Source organism: Rhodococcus sp. PvP016, from assembly GCF_017832185.1.
Lineage (GTDB): Bacteria > Actinomycetota > Actinomycetes > Mycobacteriales > Mycobacteriaceae > Rhodococcoides.
The window spans coordinates 2,317,393-2,340,845 of sequence record NZ_JAFIBH010000001.1 but is presented as its reverse complement, the minus strand read 5'-3'; the positions used below and the strand labels follow the sequence as shown (position 1 = coordinate 2,340,845).

Annotated in this window: 23 protein-coding genes; 15 read left to right on the top strand and 8 right to left on the bottom strand. The window is 68.7% G+C overall.

All coding sequences use genetic code 11. The features are described 5' to 3' along the window. Nucleotides 1–3 precede the first annotated feature (3 nt). Genes JOE30_RS10990 through JOE30_RS10975 form a run of 4 tightly spaced genes read right to left on the bottom strand, consistent with a single transcriptional unit; the run spans nt 4 to nt 4,516 of the window. A complete protein-coding gene (locus tag JOE30_RS10990) occupies nt 4–2,097 on the bottom strand; it encodes a xanthine dehydrogenase family protein molybdopterin-binding subunit (RefSeq protein ID WP_204866661.1) in 2,094 nt (697 codons plus the stop codon). Continuing rightward, nucleotides 2,094–3,113: a xanthine dehydrogenase family protein subunit M gene (locus JOE30_RS10985; RefSeq protein ID WP_204866659.1), complete on the bottom strand. Its 1,020-nt coding sequence runs from the start codon at nt 3,111–3,113 to the stop codon at nt 2,094–2,096. The genes JOE30_RS10990 and JOE30_RS10985 overlap by 4 nt, the downstream gene beginning before the upstream one ends. After that, a complete protein-coding gene (locus tag JOE30_RS10980) occupies nt 3,110–3,667 on the bottom strand; it encodes a 2Fe-2S iron-sulfur cluster-binding protein (RefSeq protein WP_204866657.1) in 558 nt (185 codons plus the stop codon). The genes JOE30_RS10985 and JOE30_RS10980 overlap by 4 nt, the downstream gene beginning before the upstream one ends. Nucleotides 3,668–3,718: 51 nt before the next feature. Next, nucleotides 3,719–4,516: a PIG-L family deacetylase gene (locus JOE30_RS10975; RefSeq protein ID WP_204866655.1), complete on the bottom strand. Its 798-nt coding sequence runs from the start codon at nt 4,514–4,516 to the stop codon at nt 3,719–3,721. Between the two features lie 118 nt (nt 4,517–4,634). On the opposite strand from JOE30_RS10975, the gene JOE30_RS10970 reads away from it, so the two are divergent. The 5 genes from JOE30_RS10970 (at nt 4,635) to JOE30_RS10950 (ending at nt 9,012) form a co-directional block, all read left to right on the top strand. Beyond that, on the top strand, nt 4,635–4,970 hold the full coding sequence (locus JOE30_RS10970; RefSeq protein WP_204866653.1) for a DUF3140 domain-containing protein: 336 nt from the start codon (nt 4,635–4,637) through the stop codon (nt 4,968–4,970). 280 nt (nt 4,971–5,250) lie between these two features. Next, the gene (locus JOE30_RS10965) at nt 5,251–6,489 is read left to right on the top strand and encodes a glycosyltransferase (RefSeq protein WP_204866652.1); all 1,239 of its coding nucleotides are present in this window, start codon (nt 5,251–5,253) and stop codon (nt 6,487–6,489) included. Between the two features lie 185 nt (nt 6,490–6,674). Next, nucleotides 6,675–7,067, top strand: coding sequence for an STAS domain-containing protein (locus tag JOE30_RS10960; protein ID WP_051612937.1), 393 nt, complete (start codon nt 6,675–6,677; stop codon nt 7,065–7,067). Continuing rightward, nucleotides 7,064–7,573 carry an ATP-binding protein gene (locus JOE30_RS10955; RefSeq protein ID WP_204866650.1) on the top strand — a complete coding sequence of 170 codons (510 nt, stop codon included), beginning with the start codon at nt 7,064–7,066 and terminating at the stop codon, nt 7,571–7,573. Before JOE30_RS10960 ends, JOE30_RS10955 begins: the two co-directional genes overlap by 4 nt. Before the next feature lie 89 nt (nt 7,574–7,662). After that, complete coding sequence (locus tag JOE30_RS10950) at nt 7,663–9,012, top strand: SpoIIE family protein phosphatase (protein WP_307806140.1); 1,350 nt, start codon at nt 7,663–7,665, stop codon at nt 9,010–9,012. Here the strand turns inward: JOE30_RS10950 and JOE30_RS10945 are convergent. Continuing rightward, nucleotides 8,992–9,543 (bottom strand): CinA family protein, encoded by a 552-nt coding sequence (locus JOE30_RS10945; RefSeq protein WP_204866648.1) that lies wholly within the window; start codon nt 9,541–9,543, stop codon nt 8,992–8,994. The genes JOE30_RS10950 and JOE30_RS10945 overlap by 21 nt on opposite strands. Nucleotides 9,544–9,652: 109 nt before the next feature. On the opposite strand from JOE30_RS10945, the gene nadE reads away from it, so the two are divergent. Next, nucleotides 9,653–10,477 carry an ammonia-dependent NAD(+) synthetase gene (gene nadE / locus JOE30_RS10940; protein ID WP_204866647.1) on the top strand — a complete coding sequence of 275 codons (825 nt, stop codon included), beginning with the start codon at nt 9,653–9,655 and terminating at the stop codon, nt 10,475–10,477. A 345-nt stretch (nt 10,478–10,822) separates the two neighbouring features. Here nadE and JOE30_RS10935 read toward each other — a convergent pair whose 3' ends face one another. Then, complete coding sequence (locus tag JOE30_RS10935; RefSeq protein WP_204866646.1) at nt 10,823–11,797, bottom strand: ferritin-like domain-containing protein; 975 nt, start codon at nt 11,795–11,797, stop codon at nt 10,823–10,825. Nucleotides 11,798–11,948: 151 nt separating this feature from the next. Between JOE30_RS10935 and JOE30_RS10930 the strand changes: the two genes are divergently transcribed. Then, on the top strand, nt 11,949–12,203 hold the full coding sequence (locus JOE30_RS10930; protein ID WP_204866645.1) for a hypothetical protein: 255 nt from the start codon (nt 11,949–11,951) through the stop codon (nt 12,201–12,203). 127 nt (nt 12,204–12,330) lie between these two features. Here the strand turns inward: JOE30_RS10930 and JOE30_RS10925 are convergent, their stop codons facing one another. After that, the gene (locus JOE30_RS10925; RefSeq protein WP_204866644.1) at nt 12,331–12,798 is read right to left on the bottom strand and encodes an NUDIX domain-containing protein; all 468 of its coding nucleotides are present in this window, start codon (nt 12,796–12,798) and stop codon (nt 12,331–12,333) included. Between the two features lie 98 nt (nt 12,799–12,896). On the opposite strand from JOE30_RS10925, the gene JOE30_RS10920 reads away from it, so the two are divergent. Next, nucleotides 12,897–14,555, top strand: coding sequence for a catalase (locus tag JOE30_RS10920; protein WP_204866643.1), 1,659 nt, complete (start codon nt 12,897–12,899; stop codon nt 14,553–14,555). Between the two features lie 253 nt (nt 14,556–14,808). Here JOE30_RS10920 and JOE30_RS10915 read toward each other — a convergent pair whose 3' ends face one another. Then, nucleotides 14,809–15,720: a manganese catalase family protein gene (locus JOE30_RS10915; RefSeq protein ID WP_027503974.1), complete on the bottom strand. Its 912-nt coding sequence runs from the start codon at nt 15,718–15,720 to the stop codon at nt 14,809–14,811. A 132-nt stretch (nt 15,721–15,852) separates the two neighbouring features. Here JOE30_RS10915 and JOE30_RS10910 point away from each other — a divergent pair, with 132 nt between their 5' ends. The 7 genes from JOE30_RS10910 (at nt 15,853) to JOE30_RS10880 (ending at nt 23,382) form a co-directional block, all read left to right on the top strand. Continuing rightward, on the top strand, nt 15,853–17,199 hold the full coding sequence (locus tag JOE30_RS10910; RefSeq protein WP_204866642.1) for an APC family permease: 1,347 nt from the start codon (nt 15,853–15,855) through the stop codon (nt 17,197–17,199). An 84-nt stretch (nt 17,200–17,283) separates the two neighbouring features. Continuing rightward, on the top strand, nt 17,284–17,541 hold the full coding sequence (locus tag JOE30_RS10905) for a hypothetical protein (RefSeq protein ID WP_027503975.1): 258 nt from the start codon (nt 17,284–17,286) through the stop codon (nt 17,539–17,541). Then, on the top strand, nt 17,538–18,797 hold the full coding sequence (locus JOE30_RS10900) for a cupin domain-containing protein (protein WP_204866640.1): 1,260 nt from the start codon (nt 17,538–17,540) through the stop codon (nt 18,795–18,797). The genes JOE30_RS10905 and JOE30_RS10900 overlap by 4 nt, the downstream gene beginning before the upstream one ends. A gap of 8 nt (nt 18,798–18,805) precedes the next feature. Next, the gene (locus JOE30_RS10895) at nt 18,806–19,708 is read left to right on the top strand and encodes a sucrase ferredoxin (RefSeq protein ID WP_204866638.1); all 903 of its coding nucleotides are present in this window, start codon (nt 18,806–18,808) and stop codon (nt 19,706–19,708) included. Nucleotides 19,709–19,760: 52 nt separating this feature from the next. Next, the gene (gene idi, locus JOE30_RS10890) at nt 19,761–20,342 is read left to right on the top strand and encodes an isopentenyl-diphosphate Delta-isomerase (RefSeq protein WP_204866636.1); all 582 of its coding nucleotides are present in this window, start codon (nt 19,761–19,763) and stop codon (nt 20,340–20,342) included. A gap of 74 nt (nt 20,343–20,416) precedes the next feature. Further along, complete coding sequence (locus JOE30_RS10885; protein ID WP_204870278.1) at nt 20,417–22,075, top strand: phospholipase D family protein; 1,659 nt, start codon at nt 20,417–20,419, stop codon at nt 22,073–22,075. A 446-nt stretch (nt 22,076–22,521) separates the two neighbouring features. Next, nucleotides 22,522–23,382 carry a cyclopropane mycolic acid synthase family methyltransferase gene (locus JOE30_RS10880; RefSeq protein ID WP_056447301.1) on the top strand — a complete coding sequence of 287 codons (861 nt, stop codon included), beginning with the start codon at nt 22,522–22,524 and terminating at the stop codon, nt 23,380–23,382. Nucleotides 23,383–23,453: the final 71 nt, after the last annotated feature.

Genomic DNA, 23,453 nt, shown 5'->3' with positions numbered 1-23,453 from the left:
CGGTCACAGGCGCAGCGCGGGGTCCATCCGCTCGATCAGGGTGTCGAGAGTGATGGGCAGGTCTCGCACCCGGACACCGCACGCGTGGAACACCGCGTTGGCGATGGCGGCGGGCGACCCCACGATGCCGATCTCACCGATCCCCTTGCTGCCCATCGGATTCAGATCGTCGTCGTGCTCCTCGACCCAGATCGCCTCGATGTCCGCGACGTCGGCGTCCACCGGCAGGTGGTACTCCGCGAGGTCGGCGTTGAGGAAGCCGCCGTGCCGACGATCCACGATGCCCTCCTCCATGAGTGCCATGCCGATACCGAACACCATGCCGCCCAGGAGCTGTGAGCGCGCCAGCCGAGGATTCAGTACGCGCCCCACGGAGAAGACGCCCAGCATCCGCGTCACCCGGACCTCCCCCGTGTCGACGTCGACGTGCACCTCGGCGAAATGGGCGCCGAACGCCTGCCGCGCCAGCGCCGCACGCTCCTCGAGGTCGTCGGTGGTGTCCGCGGTGGCTGTCGCACCCGGTGAGAGGTCTCCGTCCGAGCGCAGCGCACGACAGGCCTTGGTCACCGCCCAGCCCCACGACGACGTGCCCGAGGACCCGCCCGCGCCGGGCGCGGTGGGCAGCGCACTGTCCCCGACGTGGATGTGGACCCGGTCCAGCGCGACCTCCAGCGCGTCGGCTGCGATCTGGGCGAGCACCGTTCGGGCGCCGGTACCGATGTCCGACGCGGCGACGGACACGTCGACCGTCCCGTCGTCGCGGACGGTCGCCCGCGCCGTGCTCGGCGATGTCATCGCGGGGTAGGTCGCCATCGCGACACCGGTGCCGACGAGGGTGCGCCCCTCGCGGCGCACCGCGGGCCGCGGGTCGCGCCCGGACCAGCCGAAGCGTCGCGCGCCCTCCTCGAACACGGCGCGGACGGTCCGCGAGCTGTAGGGGTGCCCGTCCGCGGGGTCGACCGACGGCTCGTTCCGCAGCCGCAACTCGACGGGGTCCGTTCCGAGCGCGTGGGCCAGTTCGTCGACCGCGCACTCGAGGGCGAACATGCCGGGCGCCTCACCGGGAGCGCGCATCCAGCGTGGTGTCCCGACGTCCAGTGCGACCGCGCGGTGCGTGGTCGAGACGTCGTCGATGTCGTACACGTGGCGACTGCCCTCGGAGGTCTGCTCCACGTACTCCATCACGGTGGAGGTCTGCTGGAGCGAATCGTGCAGCAACGCCGTCATCGAGCCGTTCGCGTCCGCGGACAGTCGGACCCGTTGGATCGTCGGCGTCCGGTAGCCGACGAAGTCGAAGGTCGACCGACGTGGGACCGGGAACGAGACCGGCCGACCCACGACGGACGACGCCATGGCAGCCACGACAGCGTTCGGTCGGGTGCTCCCCTTCGATCCGAAGCCGCCGCCCACGTGCCGGGCGATGACGCGCACGGCGTCCGAGTCGACGCCGAAGAGATCGGCGAGATCTCCGGCCACTCCGGACGGCGCCTGCGTCGAGTCCCAGACCGTGAGGGTCGACCCGTCCTCGCTCCACGCGGCGATCGACGCGTGCGGTTCCATGGGCGCATTGTGTTCGGGCGGCGTCGTGTAGCGGACGTCGACGCACACCGCAGACTCCTCGAAGCGCCGCTCCGGTTCCCCGGTGACGACATCGGTGTCGAAGCCCGCGTTCACCTGCTCGGGTGCGTAGATGCCGGGGTGATGCTCCCGTAATTCGTTGTCGCACTGTCGACTCTCGTACGTGACGTCCAGAACGGAGGCCGCGTACGTCGCCTGCTCCGACGTCTCCGCCACGACCACGGCGACGATCTGCCCGCGGTAGGCGACGACGTCGGACTGGAGCACCTGCAACTCGCCGTCCCCGGCGGACCCGATCGTCGGGGCATTGCCGTGCCACAGCACGGCGAGGACACCCGGAAGCGTCAGCGCCGAGGCGCGGTCCACGTCCAGCACGCGCCCCGCCGGAACGGCGGCGCCGACGATCGCCGCGTGGGCCGGTTCTCCGCCGACGTCCCGGTACTCCGCCGCGTACCGAGCGGCTCCGGTGACCTTGTCGCGGCCCTCGAGCCGCGCGACCGGTGTTCCCGTGACGGTCATCGGGTGGCCGCCTCGTCTGCGGCCGCGTCGGCGAGGGACATCACGGTGGAGGCCACCGTCGACGCGAGGAGCGACAGCTTGTAGTCGTTGTCGGGGAACGTGTGTGCCGCCGCGAGCTCGTGCTCCATCGCAGCGATCACGCCGCTCCGGGACGGGATCGCCCCGAGCAGCTCGGACTCCGCTACTGTGGCCCGCCACGGCTTGTGGGCAGCTCCGCCGAGCGCGATGCGCGCCGTGGTGAACACCCCGTTCTCCACGACCACGACGGCGGCGACGGACACCCTCGCGAAGGCGTAGGACGCACGGTCCCGCACCTTCCGGTAGGTCGAGCGCGCACCGGGTGGAAGCGGCGGTATGTCGAGATGTGTCACCCACTCGTCCTGTCGCAGAGTCGAATCGCGTTCGGGTGCGGACTCGGGAAGCCGATGCAGATCGGCGAACCGGATCTCGCGCACTCCGTCGGTCCCGACGACGGTGACAGTGGGATCGAGCACCGCGAGACCCACGGCCATGTCCGAGGGATGGGTGGCGATGCAGTGCTGCGATGCGCCCAGCACCGCGGCGTTGCGCCGATCGCCGTCCAAGGCCGAGCAGCCGGAGCCCGGTTCGCGCTTGTTGCACGCGGTGTCGACGTTCATGAAGTACGGACAGCGGGTGCGCTGGAACAGGTTCCCGCCTGTGGTCGCCATGTTCCGCAGTTGACCGGACGCACCCGAGAGCACGGCGCGCGACAGGACGGGGAACTGCGAACGCACGACGGGGTCGGCGGCCAGATCGCTGTTGCGAACGAGGGCCCCGACGCGCAGACCCGGCGCCCCGCCGCCACTGCCGTCGTTCCACTCGATGTCCGCCACGGCCAGACCCGTGATGTCGACGAGCCGGTCCGGGGTCTCGATTCCCAGCTTCATCAGATCCACGAGGTTGGTTCCGCCGGCCAGCACGCGGGTGGACCCCTCGGCGAGTGCGGACGCGATGGTCGACGCGTCGGCGGCACGGTCGTACGCAAAGGTTCTCACTGTTCCGCGCCCGTCTCCATCGTCCGATCAGATCTGCCGTCGACGTTCTCTCGCACGGCATCGACGATGTTGGGATAGGCGCCGCACCGACAGATGTTGCCGCTCATCCGTTCACGGATCTCCGCGTCCGAGGCCGTCGGCACGCTGTCGAGGTCCTCGGTGACGGCGCTGGGCCATCCGTTCTTCACCTCGTCGAGCACAGCGACGGCGGAGCAGATCTGACCGGGGGTGCAGTAACCGCACTGGAACGCGTCGTGCGCGAGGAACGACGCCTGCACAGGATGCAGGTCCTCGCCGTCGGCGAGCCCCTCGACGGTGGTGATCTCGTCGTCCTGCGCCGCGACGGCCAGCGTCAGGCAACTGACCACGCGCCGACCACCGGACAGCACCGTGCACGACCCGCACTGGCCGCGGTCGCATCCCTTCTTCGACCCGGTCAGCCCGAGCCGTTCACGGAGCGCGTCGAGGAGGGTCGTCCGGACGTCGCACTCGATCCGGTGCTCCTCGCCGTTGACCGTGAGGCGTACTCCGACATCTCCTGTGGCGAGGCTCATACTCCGGGCTACCCTGCGCTCCCGCCGTCAAACCGTCCCCGGAACACCGGACTACAGGGGCAGGGCGGTCTCACGCACGGCGTCGGGCGCCTCGACCGGGGGCACGATGCGTCGGAACCACTCGGTGCCGAACGCGGACGCGAGATCCTCGTCCGACATGGGGATGAACGGGCCGAAGTCACCGATCTGCGACTCGTGCACCACCATCGCCGCACGCTTGGCGGCCAGAACACCGGACACGTCCACCGCGGTGGTGAGTTCCGACTCGGGCAGGCCGAACGCCTCGATGTCGAGCTGCGAGGCGTCCTCGTTCTCGCTCGGATCCCAGTTGGGGTTCGCCGTCATCATCTCGCGCATGCGGTCACGGTTCATCGTCGCCTCGTAGACGAACGGCACCTCGGCGATGGCCGCGGCGCGCACCCCCACGTGGTGCACCTGCACGTGGTCGGGATGGCCGTAACCACCGTGCGAGTCGTAGACTGTCAGGACACGGGCCTGCTCCTCGACGAGAACGTCCGCGAGCCGCCGAGCGGCCTCCTCGACATCCACGTTGGCGAAGGCGTGCGGGTTCGTGTTGCCCTCGGTCCCGGCCATCCCCGAGTCCGCGTATCCCAGCAGGACCACACGCTGCGCACCCAGCACCTCGGCCGATCGCTCCAGCTCGCGCTGCCGACGATCGTGCAGCGACTCGCCCTCGGTCAACAGGCCTTCGGGCACCTCACCGAGCGCACCGTCCGTCGCCGTCACCAGCACCACTCGGTGGCCGGCGTCGGCCGCCGACCGCATGATCCCGCCGGTGCCGAACACCTCGTCGTCGGGATGGGCATGAAAGCACACCAACACACTCATCGGCAGATGGTCGCACGGGCGCGGTACGCGGGCGCGATCACATCGGGTGTCCATCCGTCTCGTCGGTGCGCCGACAGATCGTGATTGTCGCCCTCGCTTCCGGGGAACGCGATGCGCCATGACACAGAGGAACGAGACGGTGGACGACGTGTGGGACGACTGGAAGGACGCGGTCACCATGACGCGAAAGGAACTCGAGGACTGGCTGACGACCGACGAGTCCCGGTCCGTCGGTGACTCGAAGGACGGTGAGTCCACGGGGCACGAGATGGGGCGGCGCATCACCACGATCCTGGACACGAAGAAGTCCGATCTCACGGACGACGACGTCGCCGCGATGCGCAAGGTCGTCGGATACGTGCACCGACACCGCGCCCAGGGCCCCTCGAAGGACGTGGAGCACTCGCGGTGGCGCTACTCGCTGATGAACTGGGGACACGATCCGCTGAAGTGACACCCACGTCAGATGCGGAGGAGGTATTCGGAGCCGATCGGCGTTCGGATGTTTTCTTCTCTCGATTCGGGATATCCACAATCTGAGGCTCGTCCGCGTGTTCATCACTCACGGCATTCGACGGCGCGCGTACTCCCGCCTGCTCTCGACACACTCGCGGACCCGACGTTCTGTCCGATCCGGACACCAGCCGACCTCGACTTGCACCACCGACAGTAGCGAGACGTCGTTCAGTCACCAGCGACGACTCGGAACGCACGATCCGAGGGACGGACTCCTCATGCGCATCGCCATGGTGTCAGAACACTCCAGCCCGCTCGCCGCGCCGGGCGGCATCGACGCCGGGGGGCAGAACGTCCATGTCGGATGCCTCGCCGTCGCCCTCGTCGACCGCGGCCACGACGTGTCGGTTTTCACTCGACGCGACTCCCGAGACCTCCCCGACGAGGTCACCGTCGATCACGGCTACCGCGTCGTGCACGTTCCGGCAGGTCCGCCCGAGCCAATAGCGAAGGACGAACTACTGCCCCACATGGGCGAATTCGCCTCTCGCCTGGCCGAGCGCTGGACGCGAGACCGACCCGACGTGGTCCACGCCCACTTCTGGATGTCGGGGCTCGCGGCCCAGCTCGCGGCTCGTCCGCTAGCGATTCCCACCGTCGTGACGTTCCACGCACTCGGTGTGGTCGAGCGTCGGCACCAGGGCACGCGGGACACGTCGCCGCTGAGCCGACCCAAGATCGAGCGGCTCATCGCACGCGGAGCCGATCACGTCGTCGCGACGTGCTCGGACGAGGTCACCGAACTGGTCCGGATGGGCATACCGCGCCGACGGGTGTCGGTGGTGCCGTGCGGCGTGGACCTCGAGAAGTTCCAGCCGGCGCCGGTCAGCTCTCCCGGCCCCGCGCGACGGCGGCGGTTGGTCGCGGTCGGCCGTCTGGTGCCTCGCAAGGGTTTCGACCTGACGATCGCGGCTCTCGCGTCGATTCCGGACACCGACCTCATCATCGCCGGCGGCGAGCGCAGCGACGTCTCGGACGACGACGAGGCTCGACGCCTGAAGCAGATCGCGGTCGCCCACGGTGTGGCCGACCGCGTCCGCCTGGTCGGGCAGGTCTCCCGCGACGCGATGCCCGACCTTCTCCGCTCCGCCGACATCGTGGTCTGCACTCCCACGTACGAGCCGTTCGGCATCGTGCCGCTCGAGGCGATGGCGTGCGGGATCCCTGTGGTGGCCACCGCGGTCGGTGGCTTCCTCGACACCGTGATCGACGGTGTCACCGGCGTGCTGGTCCATCGCCGCACACCTGCCGCCGTCGCCGACGCCGTCCGTCGCCTGCTGAACGACGAGGGTCGACGCACCGGCTACGGCATGTCGGCCGCCGATCGCGCTCGTGCGCGGTACTCGTGGGAGCAGATCGCCGTCGACACCGATCGGGTCTACCGGTCATTGCTTCCGGAACCGGCCGCCACCGACACCGCGGACGTATCGGGGGACGACCAGCTGGACCGGGTGTGAGGCCCTGTCACCAGCCCACGACGAGAACGCGTCGGCCGTCCGTACCGATGCTGCTCATCGGGGCTCGATACCCTGGAAAAACCCCGTCAAACTCCCCACCCGGCGCTCGGAGCCGGTGTGGCATCGGTCGGACTCGGCTGCTTGAATGGCCTTTCTGGACCGAACACCGAAAGGCAGGACATCCGATGTCGATCGCCGAGAACACCACGGACGCATTCCGTGTCGACACCGAATGGCACGACGACGCAGCGATCCTGACAGTCGTGGGCGAACTCGATCTGGCCACCGCGCCGATTCTTCAGGACGCGGTGGACGCCGTACGGACCACGGCGTCGAGCGCGCTGATCATCGATCTGACGGGTGTCGATTTTCTCGCGTCGGCCGGTATGACCGTGCTGGTGACCTCGCATCAGGCGGTGGGCGACGACGTCGCCTTCGCCGTCGTCGCCCGCGGTGCGGCCACCGCTCGCCCCCTGCAGTTGGTCGGTCTCGACGAGACGTTCCCCGTGCTCGACACCCGCGAGGCGGCGCTCGCGGCCGTCACCACGTCCGGTTCGCCCGTCGACGACCTCGCATGAGCAGCGCTCCCGGTGTGAGGACCGGGCACGCGTGGGGTACTCCTCCCCTCGTGATCGACGACGCGACGACTGAGCACCACCAGCCCCCCACCCAGTTGTCCCTCACCGATCTCGACGCCGAACCGCAGCGCATCACCGACGCTCGCGTCCGCTTCGGTGCGTGGTTGACGCACACGCCGTTCGACACGGCGCGGACGTACGACATCGTGCTCGCCGTCTACGAGGCGATGGCCAACGTCGTCGAGCACGCCTATGCCGCCACCACCGGTCGACGCGTCTTCGACCTCCAGGCCACCTACGACTCCGCTCGGCTCGAGGTCGCCGTCCGTGATCACGGGACGTGGTCCGACTCGTCGCCCGGGCCTCTCCGTGGCCGCGGTCTGCCGCTGATCGAGACCCTGTCGGACGACGTCACGCTGTCGTCCGCCGACTCGGGCACCACCGTGACCATGGCATGGGACGTGGCACCGACATCCGGCATCGACACCGACGATCAGGTCTCGTAGACTCGTACGCGATTGCTGAGGCTCCCCGCGAGCCTCTCCTCCTCCAGCCCCGGGGAGAGCATTACCGCTCTCGTATCACCGGAGGCTTCGTGACTGCACTCTCGTCCCACGCGTTCGACTCCCCGCGCCGTGCCACGTCGAGAACGGCGATGGATGCCTTCGATCTCGGTCCCGACCTCGCGCAGGCCGCCGAGGCGGCACGTCTGGCCGCGTTGGCCCGGTACGACGTCGAGCACACCGCCGCCGACGGAGCCTTCGACCGCATCGCCCGACTCGCAGCCCGCTGGTTCGACGCGCCGTACGCGTCCGTGTCCATCATCGATGCAGACCTGGTGCGGTTCACCGCCACGTACGGCGACGGGCTCCCGGACCACACCGAACGTCACGACGCCCTGTGCACGATGGCGATGACGCACGACGGGCCGTTCGTCGCGTCGGACACCCTGGCGAACCCGGCCACCGCCGGTAGTGCCTTCGTCCGCGGTGATCTCGGCATCCGCTTCTACGCCGGCGCTCCCATCGTGACCGCCGACGGCTTCCGGCTCGGCACGGTGAACGTCTACGACGTGGTGCCGCGCAAGGTGTCCGACGATCGCGCGGACATCCTGATGGAACTGGCCGACATCGCGATGGACGAGTTCGAGTTGCGGCTCTCGGCCGCGACCACCGTGCGCGCCGAGCGGGAACTCCGCACGCGCGCCGAGGCGGACTCCGCGATCATCGGCGACTACGCCGCCGTGCTGCAGCGCACGCTGCTCCCACCCTCCCTTCCCACCATCGAGGGTCTGACGCTCGCGTCGCACTACCACGCCTCGTCACCGCTGCAGGTCGGCGGCGACTTCTACGACGTCTTCGCGCTGGGCAAGGACCGGTGGGCGTTCTTCCTCGGCGACGTCCAGGGCCACGGCGCCGGCGCGGCAGCCGTGACCTCGCTGGTCCGCTACACCCTGCGGGCCGCGGCGCTCCATCACGACGATCCGACGGAGGGGCTCGCCGAGCTCAATCGACTGTTGTTGATGGACACCTCGCATCAGCGTTTCTGCACCGTGCTGTTCGGTGTGATCACCCCGGATCCTCGCGGCGGCTTCCGTGTCACACTGGCGACGGGCGGGCACCCGCCCGCTCTGCTTCTCGACCCCGCTCGCGGCGAGGTGCACGAGATCCGTTCCAGTACAGGCATGTTCGTCGGCGCTCTGCCGAACGCGACCTTCAGTGCGTGCAGTTTCCGGTTGCAGGAGGGGCAGACACTGCTGCTCTACACGGACGGCATCACGGAGGCACGTCCCGACGGGCGCACCATGTTCGGCGAGGACGGTCTCGCGCAGTTCACGCAGGCCCGCCTCGGACTGTCCACGACGAAGATGGTCGAGGATCTGGTCGCCCTCATCCCCGACCTCTCTCCGATCGACGACATCGCCCTACTCGCGCTGGGCGCCTGACCGGGCGTGGTCGCGCAGCAGGCGTAGCGCGCGTTCGATGGTCGCGGCCAGGACGTCCTTCGGGTCGCCCTCGAAGATCACGCGCTCCGCGCTGGTCGTCCCGTGGTCGGCGATGCCGAACCAGACCGTTCCGGGTTCCACGTCCTCGTTCGTCTCCGGTCCCGCCTCACCGGTGACGGCCACGGCGAGATCCGCGCCGAGCGCCGACGCCGCTCCGCTCGCCATGGCCGTGGCGGCCTCCTCGCTCACCACGGGGCCTCGGGGCACCTGCAACAGCGAGTACTTCACCTCGCTGGCGTACGCGACGATCGACCCGCGGAACCACGTTCCGGACGACGACGCGCGGCCCAGGTTGGCAGCGATGTTCCCGGCGGTGAGCGACTCGGCGGTGGCGATACGAAGGTCGCGTTCGAGTGCGAGTTCCGCGATCTCCGAACAGAGCTCGGCGAGATCCTCGTCGGTGTCGACGCGCTGCTCCGGTTCGGCCGCCTCGCCCTCGATGAGTTCCTCGTTCCCGGCGTGTTGCGACATATCGCTTCGGGTTTCCTCTCGACGTGATGCGTGGACCGGTAGTCCTTCCCGCTCCGTCCGGTGACAAACATCCCCGGCACGCACGGAGGATCGGCGCTAGCGTTGAGTCATGCCAAGCCTTCGCGACACCATTCGAACCGAACTCGAGGTCCGTCCGACCATCGATCCCGCAGCGGAGATCGACACGCGGGTGGGCTTTCTCGCCGACTACGCCGTCGCCACCCGAACTGCCGGCTTCGTGCTCGGCATCAGTGGCGGACAGGACAGCACACTCGTGGGACGCCTGTGCCAGCTCGCCGCGGAACGCGTCCGTGCCGGCGGCGGCGATGCGACGTTCATGGCCGTACGACTCCCCTACGGCGAGCAGGCGGACGAGGCCGACGCGGCGATCTCGCTCGATTTCATCCGCCCCGACACCACGGTGACGGTGGACATCAAGGCGTCCGCGGACGGCGCCGGCGTGGCAGCTGCCACCGCCCTCGGAGTCGATCGACTGCGCGACTTCGTCCGCGGCAACATCAAGGCGCGCGAGCGGATGGTCGCCCAGTACGCGCTCGCGGGCGAGCGGAACCTGCTCGTCGTCGGCACCGATCACGCTGCCGAGGCCGTGACGGGGTTCTTCACCAAGTACGGCGACGGCGGTGTGGACCTCACGCCGCTGACCGGCCTGACCAAGCGCCAGGGTGCGGCCCTGCTGCGCGAACTCGGAGCCCCGGAGAGCACGTGGAAGAAAGTGCCCACCGCCGACCTCGAGGACGACCGGCCGGCACTGCCCGACGAGGAGGCACTGGGTGTGACGTACGCCCAGATCGACGCCTACCTCGAGGGCGAGGACGTGCCCGACGAGGCCGCAGCCACCATCGAGAACTGGTTCGTCAAGACCCGGCACAAGCGCACCACTCCCGTCACCCCCAGTGAGACGTGGTGGCGCTGACCGTCTCGGGCGGTCGGTGTGATCCTGCTCCGAACGGGTAATCCCCCCTCACAGCGCTCGAGAAGTGAGGCGTCGACGCATCACGGTGTTTCGACAGGAGTTGAACAGATGGACATCGACACGGTGGTCTGGACCGAGACCGGTCCGCGGCAGGAATGGTGGGAGGCCGTGATGGCACGGTGCGGAGCAGAGACTGCGCGAGCGGTTCCACTCGACTCGGCATCCTCCCGCCGAGTACGACCGGAACACTCCGACACCCCGATCAGGCGTGCGGGCTGACCCCGGACCGACGAACGACGAAGCCCCCGAGGATCGATGATCCTCGGGGGCTTTCGCGTGTGTGGATCAGGAGATGCCGACGATGTCCTTCGCCAGCGCTGCCAGACGAGTCTGCGCAGCGGAGACCACCGAGTGGCGGTTCTTGTTGCGCTCCTCGTAGGCGACCACGGTGCGCAGATCTGCCGGATCGGTCAATTCCTTGATCTCGGCGACCGCTGCGGCGACGTTCAGACCGTCGTAGTCGGCGATGGGAAGTTCGTGCTCCTCGAGCGTTCCGCCGGCCGCACGGGTGCGGTGGATCGCGTCGGCGACACCGGTCGCGCCGCCGTCACGAGTGACCTCCTCGGCCGTCTCGAGCGCCGCGTCGCGGCTCGCGGTGACGGTGTCGACGGCCAGCTCGGTCGCGCGCTGGCCGCGGCCGATGAGGGTGGACACCTTCGAGGGAACGTCCTTCGCCGTGCCCACGACGCGGTCGACACCTCGTGAGGACCAGGTGACCGGCGTGTTGATGAGACGCACGGCGGCACCGGTGGCGGCCTGGATCGGCGTACGGCGCAGTGCGGCCGGTCCACCCAGGGCGTCCTCGGCGAGGACGGTGGTGAGCCACTCGACGGTCGCGGTGTGGGCGGTCACGAGATCGTCTGCGAGCGACACGACGCCCGGCGTGGACGCGGTCGTGGCGAGAGCCTTGACGTAACGGGCGCGGTCGAGCAGCTGGTGCTCCAGCGCGAGATCGCCGAGCAGGGCCTCGTCGAACGGCTGGGCCTGCTCGCCGATGGCCTTGAGCAGCGCGGTGAGGCGCCCGACGACGGGTGCGACGACGCCGGGGAAGCCACCGAGTTCACGAATGGCGGCATCGATGCGAGCAGCGCGATCGCGTCCGTTCGACGCGTTCTGCAGCAGTTCCTCGCGGACAGCTTCCGTCCGAGCCTGTGCGACGCGAGTCTCGGCCACCTGCACCTCGGTGTTGGTGAGCGCGAGCAGAGCGCGAAGCTGGGCGACGAGCGTCGCCCGTTCGGTGTGTGCGGTGGTGCTGACCATGTGATGTGCCCCCTGTGATGGTTGAGTCTCGGTGCACGAGCAGCCGGAACGACCGCCCCGTGTCAATCGGTGACAGATCGTGGTTACCCGCCGGTACAACGGGGAAAACACAGTGTGACGAGGCACATTCCCCGCGATCGAAGGAGTTCTCATGGCCGACGAACTGGACGAGACGATGCTCGACTCCGTGCAGGAGAAGATCGACGAGGCCAAGCAGGCGGCCGGAGACATCCCCGAGCGGCGTGAGGGCGGGCCGGATCAGGACGATCTCCACGATTCTTCCGACGGTGCCGCCGGGCAGACCGGCGACGCGGCGGAGGCGACACTCGACGAGTTCCGCAACGCCGACGGTGACCGTGACGAGGGCATGACCGAGGGCGGCGGCGGAGGTCAGGGCGCCGCCTGAATGGCCAGAGCGCTCCGCGCCTTCTCAGATCGTGTGCAGTGATCCGCGTTCACCGCGGATCACTGCACACAGGTTCTCTGCACACAACTCTGCCGCGCCGGACGACGGTCGCCGCGCGACCTGCGCCTCAGAGCTGCTCGAGGTGGCGGTCGAGGGCGTCGAGAAGCGGAACCTGCCCGCTCAGCAGCCGACGCCGCGCGGACTCGCGATCGCACCACTCCACTCGGTCGATCTCCGGAAACACCAGCCGCCGACCTGATCTGGGTGGCCACTCCATCTCCACACTGTTGCTCACGGCGGTCGGGGGGTCGAGTTCGCCGCGCACGGCGAACGCACGAACCGACTTGGCCCTGGACTGCGCGACCGTGCCGAGATCGATCCACTCCCCGACGGGCACCGGGGACCCCAGTTCCTCCTCGAACTCTCGGGCCGCCGCTGTGCGCGCATCCTCGGTGTCGGCGTCGTACTCGCCCTTCGGTATCGACCAGGCGCCGGCTTCTCTGCGCGCCCAGAAGGGTCCGCCGGGATGCGCCAGCAGCACCTCCAGCTCGCCCCCACCACCGCGGAACAGCAGCACACCGGCACTCGTCCTCATTCCAGGATTCTGTCGGATCACGTTTTCTCGCGATCGTGTCGGGTACGCGGTCCGCTGCACGAAGCCGCCGTTCCACAGAGCAGTCAAGGAGCCGACACATGACAGACGTCGCGTCGCAGGGGTCGACACCGGCAGACGACCGGGACATCCTCACCAATCGTCAAGGGCATCCCGTCTACGACAACCAGAACCAGCGCACCGTGGGCTCACGCGGTCCTGCCACCCTCGAGAACTACCAGTTCCTCGAGAAGGTCAGCCATTTCGATCGCGAGCGCATCCCGGAGCGCGTCGTCCACGCCCGCGGAGCCGTCGCCTACGGTTATTTCGAGGCCACCGGGAAGTGGGGCGACGAACCCATCGAGAGGTACACCCGCGCGAAGCTGTTCGCCGAGGCCGGCAAGCGCACGGACCTCGCCGTCAGATTCTCGACCGTGATCGGCGGGCGCGACTCGTCCGAGGCCGCGCGCGACCCCCGCGGCTTCGCGATCAAGTTCTACACCGAGGACGGCAACTGGGACCTCGTCGGAAACAACCTGGGCGTCTTCTTCATCCGTGACGCCATCAAGTTCCCCGACGTCATTCACTCGCTCAAGCCGGATCCCGTGACGTTCCGGCAGGAGCCCGCGCGCATCTTCGACTTCATGTCGCAGACACCCGAGGCGACCCACATGCTCGTGAACCTGTTCTCCCCCCGCGGGATTCCGGCCAACTACCGGACGCAGCAGGGTTTCGGAGTGAACACCTACAAGTGGGTCAACGCCGAGGGCGAGACTCACCTGGTGAAGTACCACTGGATCCCGAAGGCGGGAGTCGCGTCGCTCACCGAGGCGGACGCCGCCGCGATCCAGGCGAACGATCTGGGCCATGCGAGCAAGGATCTGTACGAGCACATCGAGCGCGGCGACTTCCCCGAATGGGAACTGCGCGTGCAGATGATGAGCGACGACGAGCACCCAGAGCTGAACTTCGACCCGCTCGACGACACCAAGGTGTGGCCGGAGAACGAGTTCCCGCCGAAGGTGGTGGGCCGCATGGTGCTGGACCGCAACGTCTCGAACCACTTCGCCGAGAACGAGCAGATCTCGTTCGGCACCGGTGTGCTCGTCGACGGCCTGGACTTCTCCGACGACAAGATGCTGGTCGGCCGGACCTTCTCGTACTCGGACACCCAGCGCTACCGCGTGGGGCCGAACTACCTGCAGCTGCCCGTCAACCAGGCGAAGAACGCGCGGGTGTCCACGAACCAGCAGGGCGGCCAGATGCAGTACTCGGTGGACAACACCGGCAGCAATCCGCACGTGAACTACGAGCCCTCCATCACGGGTGGTCTCCGTGAGGCCGAGTACCCGACCCACGACGAGCAGGGTCCGGAGATCCACGGCCGCCTCACCCGCAAGCGGATCGATCGCACCAACGACTACGAGCAGGCCGGTCAGCGGTACCAGCTGATGGATCAGTGGGAGAAGGACGACCTCGTCGCGAATCTCGTCGCGAACATCTCGGAGGCGACGCGCGAGGTGCAGGAGCGGATGGTCTGGCACTTCTTCATGGCCGACGACGAACTCGGCGCCCGCGTGGGAGAGGGGCTGGGCATCTCGGCCGACGACGTCCGCGGACTCGAACCGCTCGCATCGCAGACCCTGTCGGAGGAGGAGGACCAGCGGCGCGCGAATCTCGGGAAGAACGGCCCCCGCGACGTCGCCGACCTGCAGATGACGCACTGCGTCCCGAACGAACGCGCGACGACTGCCGGATGACGTCGCCATGACGCAGGTGTGGACAGCGTCACTCCGCGGGGTTATCGTCGAAGACGCAAGCCGAACAGGTCGTAGGACGAACTCGAGGCAGGTGGTGCGTATCAACACGGTGACGACGAGACACGTGTTCATTCCGACGCGAGGACGATCACGCGGAGCCTGTTCTCCGGATCGACTCGCACCATCCACATCAACCTGACAGAACCCCGGCGCCGTATCGGCGCCGGGGTTCTTCGTCGTTCGGGTCGACCGATCAGCCGGCGTCGGGGTCCAACGTCTCCTTGATCTTGCCCATGACGCCCTTCTCCGTGCCGAGGGCCGCGTTCGACGGTTCGCCGAGTCCGCCGTCGTAGGTGGCGTAGAGCTTCGGGTCCGGCGGCGGTCCGCTCTGCTTGTTCCCCAGCGGCTGCGGATCGGCGAGGAACCTGTTCTCGTGGCGGCCGTCCGGTGCGGTGCCGTGCGCCCACCGGCCCTTGTCGGACTCGGTGCCGTCCGACAGATGCCACAGCGTGCTCGCGTGCTCGTCGTACTCCTCGTCGAACAGGTCGTTCGGCGCCACCACACCCTCCAGACCGTCCGCCTGCAACTCCTCGATGGCCGCGAGCCACATGTTCTGGTGATACGTGTCGCGGGCGAGGTTGAACTTCAGCATGTTCTTGACACCGGGATCGTCGGTCATGTGCCACAGGCGTGCGGTCTGCACGCGGCCCTGCGCCTCGGCCGCGACGTTGGCGCGGAAGTCCGCCAGCAGGTTGCCGCTGGCGACGATGAAGCGGCCGTTCCACGGGACACCGTTGCTGTCGGCGAGCGTGGGTCCGCCACCGGACACGATGGCCTGCTGCGGATCCATCCCGCCCAGTACCGCGGCGACGACGGGATCGGCGGCTGCGTTCTTGGTGGACTCGGTGGCCGGTGCGCCCTCGAGGAGCCGCGCGACCATGGTCGCGATCATCTCCACGTGACCGATCTCCTCGGTCGCGATGTCCATGATGAGGTCCTTGTACTTGCCTTTCATGCGACAGTTCCATCCCTGGAACAGGTACTGCATCGTGACGGTCATCTCGCCGTACGCGCCGCCGATCAACTCTTGCAGCTTGCGGGCGTAGACGGGATCCGGCTTCTCCGGCTTCACGTCGAACTGGAGGTGGTCGGTGTGACGGAACATGAAGGCTCCTGACAGTGCTCGGGGGTCGTGCTCTTGTCGGGCCCCGGCTACCCGGAGGCGGACCCGACAAACGACCCGGATCGCCGGATCGTGCGCGTGGGTAACGGCCCCGCGAACGGGTAACCGGCTGCGATGAGCACCGACCTGAACGACCCTGCGGCCCCGGGCGACTCCCCCGGTCTGCGTCGCGCCGTCACCGGCAAACTCTTGTTCGTCTTCATCCTGGGTGACGTTCTCGGAGCGGGCATCTACGCACTCGTGGGCGAGATCGCCGGCGAGGTCGGCGGTGCCGTGTGGGTGCCGCTGCTGGTGGCCCTCGCCATGGCCATGCTCACCGCGGCTTCGTACGCCGAGCTGGTGACCAAGTACCCGCGTGCGGGTGGCGCCGCCGTGTTCGCCGAGCGAGCCTTCGGACGGCCAGTGGTGTCGTTCCTCGTCGGGTTCTCGATGCTGGCGGCGGGTGTGACGAGTGCGGCCGGGCTGTCCGTCGCCTTCGCCGGTGACTATCTGGGCGCCTTCCTCGACGTCCCGACGGTTCCTGCCGCGCTGGTGTTCCTCGCCGTCGTCGCTCTCCTGAACGCGCGTGGCATCAAGGAGTCGATGCGGGCGAACCTGGTCATGACCGTCGTCGAGGTCAGCGGACTCGTCCTCGTCGTCGTCCTCGCCTGCATCGTGCTCGGTCGCGGCGACGGCGATCTCGGCCGCACCCTCGAGTTCACCGACGCCGTGAACCCTGCCGTGGCGGTCCTCGCGGCGGCACTGCTCGCCTTCTACTCGTTCGTCGGGTTCGAGACCTCGGCCAACATGGCGGAGGAGGTCCGGGACGTGCACCGCGTCTACCCTCGCGCGCTCTTCCTCTCGCTGGCGACGGCCGGTGCGGTCTACGTCGCGGTCGGACTCGCGGTGAGTGCGGTCGTGCCCGCGAGCGACCTCGCGGACACCTCGGCGCCCCTGCTCGCCGTCGTCTCGGCCGCCGACGTCGGTGTCCCCGACAGGCTGTTCGGACTCGTCGCGTTGATCGCCGTGGCCAACGGCGCTCTGCTGACCATGATCATGGCCAGTCGCCTCACGTACGGCATGGCCGGACAACGACTGCTGCCCGCCGTCGCGGGCCAGGTGTTGCCACGGCGGCAGACACCGTGGGTGGCCATCGTCGCGACCACGGTGGTGGCCATGATTCTCGCGGCCACCGGCACGGTCGCAGCACTCGCCGAAACCGTCGTCCTGTTGCTCCTCATCGTGTTCGTCAGCACCAATCTCGCCGTGCTGGTGCTACGCAAGGACCGTGTGGACCATCCGCACTTCCGCACCCCGGTGATCCTTCCGGTGCTCGCTCTGATCAGCTGCGGCGTGCTCGCGACGCAGCAGACCACACAGACATGGCTGCGTGCCGGCGTGCTGCTCCTGGTCGGCGGCGTGCTCTACGCGGCGATGCGGTGGACACGGAGTTTGAGAAGTCCCGAAATCGTCAACACGTGACCTGTCTCCTGTAGAACGGGGACGTTCGATGTGTGTCCGACGCCGGAATTCCGGCGTCCGGTCGTGACGACTGAAAGGTAGACGATGGCTATCAACGACGACGACATCACCACTTCCGGAGCAGCAGGCGGCGAAGGCCCCGCCGACGGCGGCTCCAACCCGAACGGTCACGACGGCGGCGCCGACGGCACCGCGTCCAGCACGGAGGGCCCCGCGGACGGCGGCTCGAACCCGGGTGGACACGACGGCGGCGCGGACGGCTCCGCGGCCAGCGGCGAGGGCCCGGCCGACGGCGGCTCGAACCCCGACGGCCACGACGGCGGTGCGGACGGTACGGCTTGAGCCGACCGACCGATGACGAGCGCGGACCGGGAGACCGGTCCGCGCTGCGTCGTCTTCTGAGCATCGAGCCCCGCGCCTTCGCCGAGGACCACTGGGGTCGCGCGCCGCTCCTGACGCGCGCGGTCGATCTACCCGCTCCGTTCACCGATCTGCTGTCGACGGACGCCGTCGACGAGCTGGTGTCCGAACGCGGCGTGCGCACTCCGTTCGCCCGGATGGCCCGGAACGGCGCACTGACCGACCGCAGTCAGTTCACCGATTCGGGTGGCTTCGGGGCCGAGGTGACCGACCAGCTCGACTCCGCCGGAATTCTGGCGGCCTTCGCGGACGGCCACACCCTCGTCCTGCAGGGACTCCATCGACTGTGGCCTCCCCTCATCCACTTCACCGGCGACCTGGTCGCCGATCTCGGCCACCCGGTGCAGGTCAACTCGTACATCACCCCCGCCTCCTCGCGGGGATTCGATCCCCACTACGACGTGCACGACGTCTTCGTCCTCCAGATCGCCGGCGAGAAGCGGTGGATCCTGCACCCCCCGGTGCAGGAGCATCCCCTGTCGAACCAGCCGTGGTCGGATCGCCGGGACGCCGTCGCCGCCATGGCGCGCACGGACCCGACCCTCGACGTCGTTCTGCGCGAGGGTGATTCGCTGTACGTGCCGCGTGGCTGGATCCATTCCGCCGAGGCCCTGGGTGACACCTCGATCCATCTGACCGTCGGAATGTCGGCCTTCACCCGCTACGACCTGCTGCATCACGTGCTGGGCACCCTCGCGGACGACGCGAGCTTCCGGGCCCCGCTGCCCGTGGGGCTCGATCTGACCGATCCGGACGCCGTCGCACCGCACGTGCGCGCGCTGATCGCAGACCTGACCGCGGCCCTCGCCGAGACCGACGGCCGCGACAGTCGAGCGCGGGCGGCAGCAGAGCGTGTCGGCCGTCGCTTCGTCGAAGTCACGCGGCCGGCCCCGGTGCGTCCTCTCGAGACCGTCCGCACGATGGCCGGCCTGTCCGCGGCCACCGTGGTGACGTGGCGATCCGGGCTCGCCGCGCGGGTGACGCAGTCGCCCGAGTCGGTCGCCGTGACGACGCGGACCAAGACGGTCACGTTGCCCTCGATCGCGGCGGACGCCGTCCGGCAGCTGCACAGCGGAAAAGACTGTGCTGTCGGAGATCTCACCGGTCTCGATGATCAGGACGCGATCGTCGTGGTGCGTCGTCTGCTCCGCGAGGGTCTCGTCGTCGCCCGATCGTGACGACGCCGGTGAGCACCACCGCGGCGTGGCGCCCGTGCAGCGACAACGCTCGTGATCGGGGAGACACGCTGCCCGGCAGCGGTTCTCGTGGAGATCGATGGTTCCTCGTCGAGCTCGCGGGAAGCTGGGGCCCGTCGGCGTTCCTCGATTCCCCGTCCGTCCTCGATCCCGTACTGGGTGGTGCGCTCGTGCGCCGCATCGAGGGTGCCGGATTCCGCCCCCTCGCCGTCCGGGAGCCCGGCCGTCGCCGAGGCCGAGGCAGGTGGCGGTGGGCGTCGGTGGACGCACGGCCGGGGTACGAGAGCGTGCACCGGGGCGAGGTGTCCGACGCGGCCGATCTGCTCGACGTCCCGCTCGACGGATCGTCGGGAATCGCGTCGACGGAAACCATCGTGGCCGTGTGCACCCACGGCAGGCACGACCGCTGTTGCGCCGTCCGCGGTCGCACGATCCTCGCTCCGGCCGTGGCGGCGTACCCCGGCGAGGTGTGGGAGTGCTCGCACCTCGGTGGCGATCGATTCGCCGGCACGATGATCGTCCTGCCGCACGGTCTCTACTACGGCAACGTCGACGACGCGGACGTCGTCCGCATCCTGCGTCGCCACCACGACGGACTCGTCACCCCGGAGTTCCTGCGTGGCCGCAGTGCGCTCTCGGGCGCCGTGCAGGTGGCCCAGCACGCCGCGCGAACCGTCCTGCAGGACTTCGCCATCGACACCCTGCACCCACTCTCGGAGGCCCCCGGCCCGGACGGTCGGCGAGAGGTGCTCCTCGACCACCACGGGGACACCGTCGAGGTGGTTCTCCGGGAGACTCGGTCGGCGCCGATACTCACCACGTGCCACGCCCGCGTCGCCGGGCCGGTACGCACCCACGAGGTCCTGTCCGTCCGCCCGTCTCGGCCCAGCTGATCGACCACTACTCTGGACCGGAAGCCGGTCGTACACATCCGGAAGGACACGTGTGGAACTCGTAGTACTGCTCGATGAGGACGGTCGTGCCATCGGCACCCACGACAAGGCCACTGTGCATCACGACGCCACACCGCTGCACCTGGCGTTCTCGAGCTACGTGATAAACCGCGAGCGCGAGGTCCTGGTGACACAGCGGGCGCACGACAAGCGCACCTGGCCGGGCATCTGGACCAACACGTGCTGCGGACACCCCGCGCCGGGTGAACGTCTCGACTCCGCGGTGCTGCGGCGCCTCGATCACGAACTGGGCATCGGTGCGGACAGCGCAGCTCCGGTGCTCCCGTCGTTCCGGTATCGCGCCGTGATGGACAACGGCGTCGTCGAGTACGAGATCTGCCCGGTGTTCCTCGTCCTGCACGACGACAGGACCGTCGATCCGAGACCGGACGAGGTGGCCGACTACCGCTGGGAACCGTGGGGCGAGTTCGTGACGACCGTGTTGGCGGGCGAGAGCGATCTGTCGCCGTGGTGTCAGGACCAGGTCCGTCAGCTGCACGCCCTGGGTTCCGACCCTCTGGCGTGGCCCACCGGCGGCACCGATTCCCTCCCACCCGCGGCACGCGTCGCGTGACGCACGGGTCGGGACAGCGCGGGGCAGGACAGGACGGCGCCGAGACGGGTGCACCACCTCGCGGCAACGTGCTGATGACGGCGGTCGACCGCATCTCGAACGCCCTCGGTCGATCGTCGATCTTCGCCGACATCGACTTCGACGACGAGACCCATCCCTGGTTCCTGTCCGCGGAGGAGCGCGCCAACCCGGACACCCGCATCCGCGCCTGGACGGAGGGCAACCGCTGCGTCGCTCTGGTGCACGGCGACACCTACTTCCGCGTGCTGAACGAGCACCTCGCCGACGCGGAACCCGATGATCTGGTGATGTTCACCGATTGGCGCGGCGACCCGGAGCAGGTGCTCACCGACCGTGGTCCGACGGTCGAGGACGCGCTGACCGGTGCCGCGACGCGCGGTGTCGTCGTCCGAGGTCTGCTGTGGCGCTCGCACGCGGACGGCCTCGGATACACCGGCGGCAAGAACAGTGCCCTCGCGACCGCCCTCGAGGACGCGGGCGGTGAGTGCGTTCTCGATCAGCGCGTCCTGGCATTCGGGTCCCATCATCAGAAACTCGTGGTGATGCGCTCCGCGTCGCGTGTCGACGGCAATGTCGCCTTCGTGGGCGGTATCGACCTGGCCCGCTCGCGACGCGACGATGCGCACCATCACGGCGATGCCCTGAGCCGACCGTTTCCACCGGAGTACGGGGAGACCCCCGCCTGGCACGACCTGCAGCTCGAGATGCGCGGTCCGGCCGTGCGCGACGTCGAGGACACCTTCCGGGAGCGCTGGGAGGATCCGGCGGCGCTGTCGCGGCTGCCGTGGCACGTGGTGAGCGACGTCGTCCGCCGGCATCGGCGCGAGCCGTCCGAGCTGCCCGCTGCCCTCCCCGACCCGGAGGCGACGGGAACGTGCTCGGTGCAATTGCTCCGCACGTACCCGCGTCGCCGACCGTCGTACCCGTTCGCGCAGGACGGTGAGCGCAGCGCCGCCCGTGCGTACGCCAAGGCCCTCGGTCGCGCCGAGCGCCTGATCTACATCGAGGACCAGTACCTGTGGTCCTTGGACGTCGCGCGGGTCTTCGCGCGTGCGCTGCGCCGCTCGCCCCGGCTCCGCATGATCATCGTGGTACCCCGTCACCTCGACGACGACAGCGCGATCACCATCCCACCGTCGCTCCTCGGCCACGCCGCCGCGTTGGATCTGCTACGTGACGCGGGCGCCGACCGGGTGCTCGTCCTCGACGTGGAGAACGACGACAGCGTGCCGGTCTACGTGCACTCCAAGGTCTGCATCGTCGACGACGTGTGGGCGGCCATCGGTAGCGACAACTTCAATCGCCGTTCCTGGACCCACGATTCGGAGCTCACGGCGGCCGTGGTCGACGAGGAGCGGGATGCGCGCGAGCCCGTCGATCCCGGTGGCCTGGGTGACGGTGCGAGGGTGTTCGCCCGAGACCTCCGCCTCGAACTGCTCGCCGAACACCTGTCCCGTGGGAGCGGCGCGGACGCCGACGTCGCCGACCTCCTCGACCCGGACGACTGCTTCGACGCGGTCGCCGATCAGGTCAGCGAGCTCGACGCGTGGCACGACGGGGGCCGCGACGGTGATCGCCCGCGAGGACGGTTGCGCATGCATGCCATCGAGGTGCCGCCGCTGTGGAAGCAGCGAGTGTTCTCGCTCCTCTACCGGCTGGTGGTCGACCCCGACGGCCGACCACTGCGCCTGCGGTTGACGCGCCGCTTCTGACGGTGCGGCCGCGCGGGCGCTCGGTCATGCCCGAACTGCATCCGCGACAACGTGACTCCTTCGATGCCGTCGTGTCCGGACGAGACGTGCCGGCACTGCTGGTCCTGAGCCCGCTCATCGCGTTGCAACGCGACCAGGTGGACGGCCCGCGTCATCGTCTACGTGGTGTCGGCCGGGTCGCCCTGGCAACCACGATCCTTCGAGGAGCGCGACATCGCCGAGTGACGGCCTCGAAACGGACTTTCGACGACCTGCGGGAGCCGAGAACCGGGACCGACCACGACGGACGCTCGAGACTCGGACCGCAGGTACGTTTAGCGCGTCGACCTGGCGGTTCCGAGCGCGGATCGACTGGGAAGACCGTAGATTCGCGCATGACAGACATCCCCGGGGGAGGGTGTGCCGTCGCTCCTTCCTGCCCGTCGAGTGTGAGGTTGCTAGACCACATGACAGACCTGAAGCCCTTCTTCAAGAACGTTCAGTCGCACTACGACCTGTCCGACGACTTCTTCGCGCTCTTCCTCGACCCCACGTGGACGTACAGCTGTGCGTACTTCGAGCGCGAGGACATGACGCTCGAAGAGGCACAGCTCGCGAAGATCGATCTGGCCCTGGACAAGTTGGGCCTCGAGTCGGGCATGCGCCTGCTCGACGTCGGCTGCGGATGGGGAACCGCGATGATCCGCGCCCGCGAGCGGTTCGATGTGGACGTGGTCGGCCTGACGCTCAGCGAGCACCAGTTCGGACGCGTCCAGTCCCGTCTGGACGACCTCACGGGCGACCGCAAGGCCGAGGTACGCCTGCAGGGCTGGGAGGAGTTCGACGAGCCGGTCGACCGGATCGTCAGCGTCGGCGCCTTCGAACACTTCCGCCGCGCGCGCCACGTCCCGTTCTTCGAGAAGGCGCACTCGTTGCTCCCCTCCGACGGAGTCATGTTGTTGCACACCATCGTCGGCTACGGTCTGGACGATCTGGCGGAGAAGGGTGTCGCCGTCGACAAGCGCGACGCCGTCTTCATGCGCTTCATCCTCCGGGAGATCTTCCCCGGCGGGGAGCTCGAGCGCCCGGGCACCATCCAGGAACGCGCGACGTCCGTCGGGTTCTCGGTCGACCGGGTGCACTCGTTGCAGCAGCACTACGCCCGCACGCTGGAGATCTGGACGGAGAACCTCGAGGCCCGCAAGGACGAGGCCATCGCGATCGCCGGCGACGAGGTCTACGAGCGCTACATCAAGTACCTCGGCGGATGCGCGAAGCAGTTCCGGCGCGGAACCATCGACATCATGCAGTTCACGCTGTCCAAGTAGAACCACGTCGTGGGGAACCATGTCGGCGGGGACGCCGCCGGCATGGTCTGCCACGGCAGCTACACGTTCGT